This is a genomic window from Acidobacteriota bacterium (assembly GCA_029861955.1).
Taxonomy (GTDB): Bacteria; Acidobacteriota; Polarisedimenticolia; order Polarisedimenticolales; family Polarisedimenticolaceae; genus JAOTYK01.
This window is the reverse complement of the sequence record JAOTYK010000055.1, coordinates 1-12,601: the sequence shown is the minus strand read 5'-3', so window position 1 is coordinate 12,601 and position 12,601 is coordinate 1. Positions and strand designations below refer to the sequence as shown.

The following is a 12,601-nucleotide window of genomic DNA, read 5'->3' as shown; positions in this document are numbered from 1 at the left end:
ACCGTGCCGCCACACGATGCCGGTTTACCCTGGGAATCTTGCGCGTGATGCAGTCACATGTCCGCCAGCGGACGATCGGCGACCGGACGTATCACGTAACACACAACATTCTTCGAGCCACGTTGCGACGATTCAACGGCGCAACGACCGACCTTCGAGGATCTTCTCGGTTTTGGCCAGCAGTTCGTCGACCTGGAACGGCTTGCCAATCACCGCCGCGACGCCGGCTTCGTCGGTTTCCTGCGACGTAACGCTGGAGCCCCAGCCCGTTATGAGCACCACGGGCAGGCTCGGTCGCATGTCGTGAACGTGTCGACAGACATCCCAGCCGGTCATGTCCGGCATCCCGACATCGGTGAATACCAGGTCGAACAGCTCGTCCTTCAGTGCCACGAGGGCCTCACGTCCCGAGAGCGCGGTGACCACCGTGTGGCCGCCGTCAGTGAGGATGTCCCTCAACAGCTCCAGGATCGGCTCCTCGTCATCGATGACGAGAATATGTCCGCCGCGCTCCATGTCGTTTTCCACCGCGTCGAGTCCCCTCTCGCGAATGTTGGTGGATGGCGGCCGAGAGTCAAGAAGAGGGCCCTGTGCTATCATTTCTAAGTCCGACTCAGGCGATTGGATCGCTCGCGTCACGACCTGCCCGGTGGAGACCGGTTGAGGGCGACGACGAAACCTTCGGACCCATAATCAGTGTCGCGCATGTTCACATGTTCACACGTTCAGATGTTGAGCCCGCCGAAACGGGATCCATGCCGACCACGGAGCCTACAACCGAATGTCAAAAGCCATGCTTGTCAACGTGACTCATGTGGAGGAGTCACGTGTCGCCGTCCTCGATGACGGCACACTCTCCACGTACGAGATCGAAACAACCAATCGAACGGCGCTAAAGGGCAACATCTACAACGCCGTTGTCGAGTCGGTCCACGCCTCTCTGGAAGCCGCGTTCGTGAAGATCGGCCCGAACCTCAAGGGCTTCCTTCCGCTGGACGGGATTAACTTCCGCCTCCTGCCCGCACGATCCGAAAACCGAAAGACGGGGAAGATCGGTCAACACGTTCACCCCGGTCAGAAGTTGATGGTTCAGGTCGTCCGAGAACCGTTTGCCGGTAAACCGCCCACCGTATCGACCTACTTCTCGTTGCCCGGCCGGTTTCTCGTGCTGATGCCGGGGGTGGACAATTCCGGCGTCTCTCGCAAGATCGAGGATGCGTCGCAACGCGATCGCCTCAAGGAGATCCTCTCGGACCTGAAGGTTCCGGAAGGGTTCGGCGTCATTGCGAGGACCGCGGGGCTCGGCCACACCAAGACCGAGCTTCAACGGGACATGCGCTACCTGCTGCGACTCTGGGAGTCGATCCAACGCTCGTCACGGGACTCCGATTTCCCTGGTCAGGTCTATCGTGAAGCGGACCTCGTCATCCGAACGCTCCGCGACCATCTCACCACCGACATCGGTGAGGTCTGGATCGATCAGGAGGAGACCTACAACCGAGCCGTGTCCTTCGCCCGCGACGTCATGCCAAAGCGGGCGAAGACGATTCGGCTTCATACCGGCGATCGGCCGCTGTTCAACAAGTTCAACCTGGAAGTCCAGATCGAGCGGATCTACAAGCGTCGAGTCCCCCTCCCCTCGGGCGGCGAGATCGTCATCGACGGGACGGAGGCCCTGACCGCCGTCGACGTCAACAGTGCGCGATCGAAACGACAGGGAGACATCGAAGACACGATCCTGCAGACCAATATGGAGGCGGCGGCAGAGATCGCCCGCCAGCTTCGCCTGCGTGATCTCGGCGGCCTGATCGTGATCGACTTCATCGACATGCAGCCGATGCGACATCGCAAGAGCGTCGAGAAGGCGATGAAGGACGCACTGAAGTCCGATCCGGCTCGCAGCGACGTGACAACGATCTCGAAGCTCGGACTGCTCGAGATCGCCCGTCAGCGTGTACGCGGCGCGAAGATGGCCGCCTCTTACGACACGTGTGACAAGTGTGACGGCCATGGCCTGATCAAGAACATCGAGTCGGCGGCGTTGGCCGCGCTCCGGAAGCTTCAGACGCGTTGTAGCCGAGGAGACGTCGAACAGGTGAAACTCTGGCTTCCGCCGGAAGTTGCCGAGTACCTTCTGAATCAGAAGCGGCCGGACATCGTCCGGATGGAAGAGACCCACGAGATGACGATCGAGATCATGGCCCGCGCCGACCTCCTCCGTCACGATCATGACACCGAGGTGGTCCAGCGAGAGACCCGACGCGAGACACCCAGGGAAAGCGTGAAGGAGCCCTCCAGGGAGACTCCGCAGGAGCCCACACGAGAGACGTCACGGGAAAAACCGGCGCCGCCGGCACGGAAGTCCACGCCCAAGGCCGACAAGCCGGTCGCTGAGTCCGAAGATTCGGACGAACCCGCGAAACCGCGACGTCGACGACGTCGTCGTCGCAAGCGTCCGACCGGGTCCGAGCCCGCAAACGAGGGCGAGCCGACACCGGTTGTCGCTTCCGACGAACCGACACCTCCGCGAAACGTCCGTTCTGACGAGTTGATGCCTGCGGCGGCGCCTGTGGCCACTAGCCCGAAGCGTCGGCGGGGCCGCGGCCGCGGCTAAGGGAAAGCAGCAGGACTGCCAGCAAGGGCACCACGGCCGCCCCACGAAAGACGAGCGGTAGTCCCCAGTGACTGGCCGCCCAACCGACGATGAGGCTACCCATTGAAAGGCCCAGGCCGAAGCTGACTCCACTGTAGAGCGCCTGGGCCTGGGTCCTCCGCGCGACGCCGAAACCGCGATCCACATGGTGGATCGCCGCGACGTGGAACACGGCGTACGTCGCTGCATGGAGGAGTTGTGCGGCGGCGAACTCCCACCAGTGGCTGGCGAATCCGATCCAGACCCACCGCGCAGCGGCGACCAGCAGTGCGAATCGCATCATCGACACCGTCCCGATCCGGTCGACCCAGCGATCGAGCCGGAAGAGGACAATGACCTCGGCGACGATCGCCAGCGCCCAGAGGATCCCGATATCCGACCCGTCGTAACCGGCCCGCGTGAGATGGAGCGAGTAGAAGCCGTAGTAGGCCGCATGACTGGCCTGCATCAGGGCGCAGACGAGGAAGAACAGACGTCGCTCTCTGGCAGCCCAGGGCTCGAAGCCGCGACGCTCCGAAGGCGGCGACGATGTGGGCCCTCCGGCCAGCATCAGCCGGGCCGTCCCGCCACAGAGAACGAGGCCGCCTGCGGCAACCCACAGGATCCCATCTCGCACGCCCGCGGCCCACAGCAGGCCGAACAAGATGGAAGTCGCGGCAAACGCCAACGATCCCCACAGGCGGACCGGGCCGTAGCGAAACGCGCCTCCGGCGGACCAGCGCAGGGCCGTCGCCTCCAGCAGGGGCAGGAGTGGCGCCCGGCAGAATCCGTAGATCGCCATCAACACGAACAGGACCGGAAGGGATCGCTCGAGCGGAAAGCAGAGCAGCGCCAACGTCGACAAGATCGCGGCGACGATCATCCACCGAGTTGTCGAACCGTGGCGGTCGGACCACTTCCCCCACGTCCACGGTGTCGCCATCTTCGCCAACGCGGGGAGCGCCAGTAACATCCCGATCGCCATCGTCCCGTACCCACGCCCGTCGATCCACAGCGCGAACGCGGGCATGACAATGCCGAGGTGACCGAAAATACCGACATACGCGAGGGACAGACCGACGTAGGGTCGGAGGGCAAACGGGTCTGGTTTTTCGTGACTTTCGGCCATCGATATGTGGGTGGCACCGGGACCGGGGGAGACGTACCCTCAGGGAGAACGCTGGGATAGTAGCCCAGACATGGACATCCGGGGGAGGATCTGTGGAAGTCGGTTCGCCATCGCATGAGTCTCCGGCACGTCAACGGTTCGTTGCACGTGTCCAGTCGACCGAAGAGGTTGACCTGATCGAGCTCGCGCTGACGATCGCCTCCGAGGAATACCCGATGCTGGACGAGACGCGTGAGGCTCGACGCGTCGGACTGATCGCGGCGGAGGGCTCGCGGCGAGTCCACAACGTCGATAATCCTTTTGAGAAACTCGACATCCTCCGACAGTTCTTTTTTCACGAGCTGGGCTTCTGTGGAAACCAGGACGACTACAACGATCCGCGAAACTGCTTCCTGAACGACGTCCTGGATCGACGCACCGGAATCCCGTTGACGCTTTCGCTCCTGTTCGGCGAGCTTGCCCTGGCCTCGGGATTCAAGGTTCGGGGGATCGGCCTGCCGGGTCACTTCATCCTCCGCCTCGAGGAGGGCGACCGGGTGATCCTGGTGGACCCCTTCCATCGTGGTGAGGTGGTGACCGAGGACGACTGCCGACAGCTGGTGGGACGCACCACCGGGCGCCCTTCGCTCTTCCGGAGGCGGCTGCTCCACGGCTCGGATAACCGGGCCGTCCTCTCCAGGCTCCTCCTCAATCTGAAGCATATGTACGTCGAACGAGAGGACTTTCCGCGAGCCCTGGGCTGTGTGGAGAGGCTCTTGATCCTCCACCCCGCCGACAGCACCGAGGTTCGAGATCGCGGATTCCTGCTGGCCCATCTTGGCCGCGAGGGGGCCGCCATCACGGATCTGGAGACCTACCTCTCATCCTCGCCCCACGCTCCGGATGCCGAATCGGTACGAGGCCGGGTCAGCTGGCTCCGGCGACGACTCTCCGAGACCAACTAGGAGCCTCAATCGAGGTTGGAAGCCTTTCCCGCGATGTCGCATAATGCCGTCGCCGGGACGACCCGCCACGCACCCCTATCCCTCGAACAGGACGGACTCGGATGACCACCGAAGCAACAACAACGAACGGAGGGACCCCTACTCGGCGTCTCGACCGTGCGGTGATCCGATTTGCGGGTGACTCCGGTGACGGCATGCAGCTGACGGGAAACCAGTTCACGGCGGCCACAGCGGCCGTCGGGAACGATCTGGCGACCCTGCCGGACTTCCCTGCCGAGATTCGGGCACCTGCCGGAACGTTGGCCGGCGTATCCGGATTTCAGATCCAATTTGCGTCGGAGGCGGTCTACACGCCCGGTGATGCGCCGGATGTCCTGGTCGCGATGAATCCCGCTGCGCTGCGGGCCAACGTCAAGGACCTTCCGAACAACGGGATCGTGATCGTTAACCTCGATGCCTTCAAGGAGACCGACCTCAAGAAGGCAGGCTATACGACGAACCCACTCGAGGATGGTTCGCTGGACGGCTATCGCGTTTTCCGTGTAGAGCTGACACGCCTGACCCGCGCTGCACTTGAAGACATCGGCCTTCCGACACAGAGCGTGGATCGCTGCAAGAATTTCTTCGCTCTCGGCATGACGTTCTATCTCTTCGGGCGACCTCTGGAAGTCAGCCTGGAATGGATCGAGAAGAAGTTTGCCAGCAAGCCTCAACTGGTCGAGGCCAATCAGAGAGCGTTGCGTGCAGGTCAAGCCTACTGCGAAGCGACCGAAGTCTTCGCCGAGAAGTACGAGATCCCCGCTGCCCCTCTCGAGCCGGGAACCTATCGCAACATCTCCGGCAATCAGGCGCTCGCCCTGGGACTCGTCGCCGCTTCACAGAAGAGTGGGCGACCTATCCTGCAGGGTAGCTACCCGATCACTCCGGCCTCCGACCTCTTGCACCTGCTGGCCAACTACAAGAACTTCGGAGTGGTGACCTTCCAGGCCGAGGATGAGATCGCGGCCGTCGGAGCTGCGATCGGCGGGTCGTTCGCCGGCTCGCTCGGAGTTACCAGCACCAGCGGTCCGGGCATGGCCCTCAAGAGCGAGTTTCTCTCTCTGGCCATCATGGCGGAGTTACCGCTGATCATGATCGACATCCAGCGGGCCGGCCCGTCGACCGGACTCCCGACCAAGACGGAACAGTCGGACCTGGCGCTGGCTCTTCATGGACGATTCGGCGAATCCCCCTGCATCGTCCTGGCCGCCAGCTCGCCGGCGGATTGCTTCGAGGTGGCGTACGAGGCGTGCCAGCTGTCGATCCGGCATATGACCCCCGTGATCGTGTTATCCGACGGCTTCGTCGCCAACGGGACCGAACCGTGGCGTCTGCCGGACGTCGACAATCTGCCGGAGATTCCCGTGAGTTTCCGCTCGGACCCGGAAGACTTCATGCCGTACGGGCGTGACCCGGAGACGCTCGCGCGCGAATGGGCCATCCCGGGGACTCCCGGGCTGGAGCATCGCATCGGCGGCCTCGAGAAGGACGAGAGCGGAAACGTCTCTTACGATTCCGACAATCACGAGAGGATGGTCCTGCTCCGTGCGGAGAAGGTCGCACGCGTCGCGGACAGCCTCCCCGACGCGGTCGTCGATGGTCCGGACGGGGGGGATGGGCTCCTCATCGTTGGCTGGGGCTCCACGTTCGGTGCCATCACCAGTGCGGTTCACCGTGTCCGTGCAGCCGGTCGAGAGGTCAGCCACGTCCATCTCCGTCACCTCAATCCGCTCCCCAAGAATCTCGGCGAGATCCTGAAGCGATATGACAAGGTCCTGGTTCCGGAGATCAATTGCGGTCAACTCGCCGACCTCCTCAAAGCTCGCTTCGTCTTCCCGGTCATCCCGTTCAATCATGTACGTGGACTGCCGTTCAAGGCCGGGGATCTCGAGGCCAGGGTCCTCGAGTTGATGGAAGGTTCGAAATGAACGAAGAGAAGACGGTCAAGCTCAAAAAGAAGGACTTCGCAACCGATCAGGACGTTCGCTGGTGTCCGGGATGCGGTGACTACGCGATCCTCAGTACCACACAACAGGCGTTTGCGGCTCTGGGTTTGCCACGACACCAACATGTCATCGTCTCGGGTATCGGCTGTGCCAGTCGCTTCCCGTACTACATGAGCACCTACGGGTTCCATACCATTCATGGTCGTGCGCCGGCCGTCGCAACGGGTATCAAGATCGCCAACCCGGAACTCTCGGTCTGGATTGTCAGCGGGGACGGCGACGCGTTCTCGATCGGTGGGAACCACATCATCCATTTGATGCGACGGAACCCGGACCTCAACGTCCTCCTCTTCGACAACCAGATCTACGGGTTGACGAAGGGTCAATACTCCCCGACATCCGAATTCGGCAAGCGGACGAAATCCTCCCCGTACGGATCGGTCGATCGACCGTTCAATCCCCTCTCCGTCGTGCTCGGTGCCGGGGCGACGTTCATCGCCCGGAGCATCGACGTCTACGCGCCCCATCTGAAGCAGGTGTTGCTCGATGCCCAGGCACACCGCGGGACCTCGTTCGTCCAGATCTATCAGAACTGCAACATCTTCAATGACGGTGCCTTCGCTGCGATGCGAGACAAGGGCACCAGAGACGATGTCCTTCTGGATCTGAAACATGGCGAACCGCTGATCTTCGGTAAGGACCGCGATCGCGGGATTCGATTGAACGGGGCGTTCCAACCCGAGGTCGTGAAACTCGGCAACGGGATCACCGAGGCGGACCTGATCGTCCACGACGAGCAGGGCCCGGTCGGCTATCTCGCCATGCTCGCCAGCCTGGAAGCACCTGAATTCCCGGTGCCGGTGGGGGTCCTCCGTCGGACCCAGGCCGCCACACTGGAAACCGCCATCAGGGACCAGGTTCGCCGCGTCACGGAAGACAAGGGGCCGGGAGATCTGAAGAGCATCCTCTACTCCGGCAACACCTGGACCGTCGGCGACTAGACCTCGGCATTCTCGGGTAATGGCGGCCCGGGAAGCTCGATCGATTTCGGCGCGGCAAGATCGAACCGTCGACGGCTGACCTCGAGCAACGTGTCCTGCTGACGCAGTTTCCGGTACCCGAACAGATGGAAGATCTGCAGCGGCAGGATTCGCGCGACCCGGGTGTCGACGATGTAACGATCCCGATCGACCCGACAACGTCGTACCCCCGGCAGGAGTCTCATGATGACGCCGAGTCGAAGGCGGCGCAGGACCGCCGAGATGGATAACCAGACTCGGCTCACCTCGCGGCAGATAAAGAACCCGTCGTCGCCCTGCCCCTGATAGAGCGGCAACAGCACCCGCCCCTCTTCGGGTGTCAGTACCGGACCCGAATCATCCGTTCCCAGACGCTGCCCATGGGCGACGGGGTCGAAGTTGCAGAAGCCCGGAAGCATCTTGAAATGGTCGCCGGAGTGGATGGCGTGACGATGACGCACCTCGACGACTTTGGGGATGCCACGGCTGTCGTCGGCCAGGAGCGTTTGAAAGCGGTGGAGATCGGCGATGGCATCACGCGACAACATTCCGACCTGGACCAGCGCCAACCACATCACGGCCTCATGCCGATCCACAGAGACCGGGTCATCGTGCTGCCCCGCCTCAACGCCCATCGTCACGAGACCACGGTTGTTCAGATACTCCAGGAGCGACCCGTCGACCTGCTCCTCCAGTCCCAGGATCAGGGGTAACGGTATGTTCGACGCGAAGCGTCGGTTCCTCAGCGTATCGCCGATCGTCAGGAACGGTTTGCCCGGCGCGGAGCTCGTGTGGAGGTCCAGGAAGAAGATCCCACTGTCCGCTTCGGCGACCCGCTCGCGAATCAGCGTCAGAAGTTCGTCCTGCTGTTTCGCCTCCGCGTCATCCGGACCCTCTCCGGCGAGGAGCGCGGCGATCTTCTCGGGAGTCCATTGGCGATTCAGGTCCCGCTCGATGAACCGCGTCGACTCGCCGAGTGCCGTCAGGTTGCCCGCGAAGACGCAGACCCGACCTGCCACGGAGATCCCCTCGTCCTGAAGTCGACTGAGGACCCGGCGGGACGCCTTGAGTCCCGACGGCTCGTTCCCATGCAGGGCGGCCGTGACGACCAGAATCGGTCCGTCACCGTCTCCGACCTCACCGATGATTCGGGGCGTCCTTGCCTGGGTGGCGACGCTTCCCGATAGCTCCTCCATCTCGCTCTTCTCTTCCTGCCTGATTTGATCGGGTTGTGTCTATTCCACGGTCGAGGCACGGGAACGCCGGGAATCCGGCGCATCTCCACGTCTAATGTCAGTCCGCAGGCAGCGGCCGGCAACCCACCCCGTCATCCTAGCAGCGAACCCCGTGAAATGTGGCCGGGGAAATGGCGCTCAACGCTCGATTAGTGTCCAGAATTCGGGGTCCGGGGTGAAGGTCAGGTGCTCGAAACGCCCCTCGGCGATATATCGCCCCGCGGCCCCCAGAAGCGACTCACCGCGGTCCGAAATCGCCGCGGGGAACGCCGCGCAGGCCATCAAGGAAGTCGTCGCGACGATCGGGTTGGGTGTCTCGACCCGCGTGGACTCGCCGGCCCCGGCTTGAAACAAGCGCCAGACCCCGCGAAGCGGCAGCAGTCCGGGGGCCACCGGTGTCTCGACGATCGGATGGTTGTCAAACGGAAGCGCGCAGGTCCACCAGGTCGCCCCGTCGCCGGACGGCAGGATCACCGCGAAGTCGTCCCCCAGACTTCTCGACGGTCGGGACAACGTCGTCACCGTGCTCTTGCCGGCACGGGACGGGCCGGCGAACACGAACGCCTGATCATCCCGGACGATCCCTGCGCCGTGGATCGCGAGTCCGCCGCGATCCATCGTGTGCCGGGCGACGACGAGCCTTGCGATGTTGTCGAGCATCTGTTCGATCGGCTCTCGCTCCGTACGAACGACGGCAACCTCGATATCGCCCTCTTCTTCGGCGTCCGGGAACCGGACCGCGTAGTGGTAGGAAACGACCAGAGCGCTGCCCCGATGCTCCACGCGCTCGAGCCGATAGATCTCACCCGGTGACGCGACCGGCAACCAGCCCGGCCCCTCCACGACGGTGACACGCACGACGGTGGAAGACGCTCTGAATTCGTCGTCGTCTGTGACCAGAAAGGGGCCCCAGCGGGCCTCGATGCGCCGTGTCGCATCCTCGTCCAGCCCGTCGAGATGGATATCCCCCAGCGCATAGCGGAGGGTGCGACGTTGGTCCCCTAGCGGCCGCCGTGGTCGCCGGAATCGGTCAAATAGTGCGGCGTTGGACATTGCCGCGGAGTCTAACAGGAACGGTGGGTTTTCCGGCTGCCATCGTGCGAGTTAGAATACCGGGTCTATTCGATCGATCGTCTCTCTCGGAGCCCGCGGTGTCCGCATCTCACCCGATCACACGCAAACGCCTGCTGCGTTACTTCATGGATGCCTGCAAGCCGCGAGAGGATTGGCTGGTCGGCATGGAGATCGAACGGCTTGGACGCCGCGAAGCCGATGGGTTGCCGCTGCCCTACGAGAATGGCGACGCCTCGGTTCGTCGTGTGATCGACGCCCTCATGGAGCATCGCGGTGGAAGCCGTGTGCTCGAGGGCGCGCTCCCGATCGGCGTCGACGCGGACTGGGGCACCATTTCGCTGGAGCCTGGCGGGCAGGTCGAGTGGTCGTCGCGACCGGCGGAGGATCTCGAGAAACTGGGCGAACAACTCGATCTGCATCTCGATGCCATGCATCGCGTAGGAGAGCAGCTGGGTGTCCGTTGGCTCCAGACCGCGATCGATCCGGAACTCCCTCTCGATCAGATGCCGTGGATGCCCAAGTCGCGATACCACATCATGCGACCCTACCTGGGAGAACGCGGCCGACTGGCCCATCTGATGATGACGCAATCGGCCAGCATCCAATGCGCGTACGATTTCGCGGACCCGGAAGATTTCCGACGCAAGTTTCGCTGTGGGGCTCTACTCGCTCCCATCGCGACCGCCCTGTTCGCCAATTCGTCGCTCTACGAGGGTCGCGAGACCGGCTACCAGTCGTACCGGCAGCGCGTGTGGCAGGAGACCGACCCCGACCGCTGCGGCCTCCCGGATGTCGTGTTCGATGAGGGGTTCGGTCTCGAGAGCTGGCTCGACTACGTGCTGGCGACCCCGGCCATCTTCCTTCATCGAGCTCGCGGCACCGTTCCGGCCGGGGGTGTTCCGTTTCGCGAACTCATGGTTCTTTCAGGCTGCGATGCGATCCGAGACGAGGACTGGGAGACACACATTTCGACGATCTTCACCGACGTCCGCTCCTACACCTACATAGAAGTGAGGAGCGCCGACGGCCTTCCGGACGCTCTGGCGTTCTCCGTGCCGTCATTGTGGACCGGACTGCTCTATGACGAGTCGGCCCTGGACGCCGCCCTCGCCATCGGCGAGGCGTGGGACAGCGGGCCGCGCTGGCGCGAGACGATGGAGTGCTTCGCCCGTGACGGCATCCATGGCTCGATCGGTGGACGAGAGAATCGCGACCTGATTCTGGAGACCCTGAGAATCGCCGCCGACGGACTGACCCGCGCCGGCTGCGTGGGTGACGGGACGCGAGCCGGCGATGCGCTGGCCGCCATCGCCGACCATCACGGTCTGAAGCTCTAGGCTGCTAGAATCGTTCCGGCCGGAGAATCGACCCGGCAACACATTTCGAATTGGAGTCCGACGATGAGTTCTGTGGCGAAGCACGTCAAATCCCTACGTACCCGACACCTCGCGGAACTGGAGGAGTTGCTGTCCATTCCGTCAGTGAGCACCGACCCCGAACGGCGCGGCGACGTGCGGCGTGCCGCTTCCTGGCTCAAGAAGCGATTGCGTACAGCCGGGTGCAAGACCGTCGAGGTGCACGACACGCCGGGGCACCCCATCGTCTACGGAGAGTGGACCGGCGCCGGGAATGCGCCGACGATTCTCGTCTATGGCCACTATGACGTCCAGCCGGTCGACCCGATCGAGCTCTGGGACACGCCGCCGTTCGAACCGACCATCCGATCGGGAAAGATCTTCGCGCGTGGATCATCGGACGACAAGGGACAGGTCATCACCCATGTCAATGCGCTGGAGGCCCACCTGGCCAACGGCGGCTGTCCGGTCAACATCAAGTACTTGATCGAAGGCGAGGAGGAGATCGGCTCTCCCAACCTGATCCCGTTCATCAAGAAGCACCGCGCGAAATTGAAGTGCGATGCGGTCGTCGTCTCGGACACGGCGATGTTCTCGAAGACGGTCCCGTCCATCTGCTATGGATTGCGCGGACTCGCCTACCTCGAGATCAACGCCCGCGGTACGACACGGGATCTGCACTCGGGCACGTTCGGTGGCGCCGTCGTCAATCCGGCCAATGCACTGGTCGAGATGCTGGCGTCCTTGAAGAACTCCCGTGGTCGGATCACGATCCCGGGGTTCTACGATGGTGTCGGCAAGCTCAGTCGCGCCGAGCGCAACGCATGGAAGAAACTCCCCCACTCCGACACGACGTTCCGTCGCTCGATCGGCGCTCCGGAACTTTACGGCGAGGCGGGCTACACCACCCTTGAACGGATCTGGGGTCGCCCCAGCCTGGACATCAACGGAATCTGGAGTGGATTCACGGGAGAAGGTGCCAAGACCGTCATCCCGGCAGAGGCCAACGCCAAGATCTCCATGCGACTCGTTCCGGGTCAGTCGCCGACGAAGATTGCACGCCTCGTCGCACGTCATCTGAAATCGATCGCACCGAAATCGGTCAAGCTCCAGGTTCGCAACCTCCACGGCGGTGAGTCCTGGTTGGCGGCGACCGATCACCCGGCCCTGGCGGCGGCAGGGGTCGCCATGAAACGCGCGTTCGGGAAGAAGTCTGTCTTCGTGCGGG

Annotated in this window: 10 protein-coding genes; 6 read left to right on the top strand and 4 right to left on the bottom strand. The window is 63.2% G+C overall.

Going from position 1 to position 12,601, the window contains the following annotated elements; genetic code table 11:
• Window positions 1–132: 132 nt before the first annotated feature.
• Complete coding sequence (locus OES25_16530; GenBank protein ID MDH3629247.1) at window positions 133–528, bottom strand: response regulator; 396 nt, start codon at window positions 526–528, stop codon at window positions 133–135.
• Between the two features lie 253 nt (window positions 529–781).
• Here OES25_16530 and OES25_16525 point away from each other — a divergent pair, with 253 nt between their 5' ends.
• Window positions 782–2,614: an Rne/Rng family ribonuclease gene (locus OES25_16525; protein ID MDH3629246.1), complete on the top strand. Its 1,833-nt coding sequence runs from the start codon at window positions 782–784 to the stop codon at window positions 2,612–2,614.
• On the opposite strand, the gene OES25_16520 is transcribed toward OES25_16525, so the two are convergent.
• A complete protein-coding gene (locus OES25_16520; GenBank protein MDH3629245.1) occupies window positions 2,577–3,761 on the bottom strand; it encodes an MFS transporter in 1,185 nt (394 codons plus the stop codon). The two genes, OES25_16525 and OES25_16520, sit on opposite strands and share 38 nt — an antisense overlap.
• Window positions 3,762–3,853: 92 nt before the next feature.
• On the opposite strand from OES25_16520, the gene OES25_16515 reads away from it, so the two are divergent.
• The 3 genes from OES25_16515 (at window position 3,854) to OES25_16505 (ending at window position 7,691) form a co-directional block, all read left to right on the top strand.
• Window positions 3,854–4,705, top strand: coding sequence for a tetratricopeptide repeat protein (locus tag OES25_16515; GenBank protein MDH3629244.1), 852 nt, complete (start codon window positions 3,854–3,856; stop codon window positions 4,703–4,705).
• Window positions 4,706–4,806: 101 nt separating this feature from the next.
• On the top strand, window positions 4,807–6,672 hold the full coding sequence (locus tag OES25_16510) for a 2-oxoacid:acceptor oxidoreductase subunit alpha (protein ID MDH3629243.1): 1,866 nt from the start codon (window positions 4,807–4,809) through the stop codon (window positions 6,670–6,672).
• Entirely contained in the window at window positions 6,669–7,691 is a 1,023-nt protein-coding gene (locus tag OES25_16505; GenBank protein MDH3629242.1) for a 2-oxoacid:ferredoxin oxidoreductase subunit beta, read from the top strand. The genes OES25_16510 and OES25_16505 overlap by 4 nt, the downstream gene beginning before the upstream one ends.
• Here OES25_16505 and OES25_16500 read toward each other — a convergent pair.
• Window positions 7,688–8,905 (bottom strand): succinylglutamate desuccinylase/aspartoacylase family protein, encoded by a 1,218-nt coding sequence (locus tag OES25_16500; GenBank protein ID MDH3629241.1) that lies wholly within the window; start codon window positions 8,903–8,905, stop codon window positions 7,688–7,690. The genes OES25_16505 and OES25_16500 overlap by 4 nt on opposite strands.
• Window positions 8,906–9,082: 177 nt before the next feature.
• Window positions 9,083–9,997, bottom strand: coding sequence for a hypothetical protein (locus tag OES25_16495; protein MDH3629240.1), 915 nt, complete (start codon window positions 9,995–9,997; stop codon window positions 9,083–9,085).
• Between the two features lie 98 nt (window positions 9,998–10,095).
• On the opposite strand from OES25_16495, the gene OES25_16490 reads away from it, so the two are divergent.
• Together OES25_16490 and OES25_16485 are read left to right on the top strand one after the other, a co-directional pair.
• Window positions 10,096–11,355: a glutamate-cysteine ligase family protein gene (locus tag OES25_16490; protein MDH3629239.1), complete on the top strand. Its 1,260-nt coding sequence runs from the start codon at window positions 10,096–10,098 to the stop codon at window positions 11,353–11,355.
• Window positions 11,356–11,418: 63 nt separating this feature from the next.
• A partial coding sequence (locus OES25_16485; protein MDH3629238.1) for a dipeptidase occupies window positions 11,419–12,601 on the top strand: 1,183 nt, incomplete at its 3' end.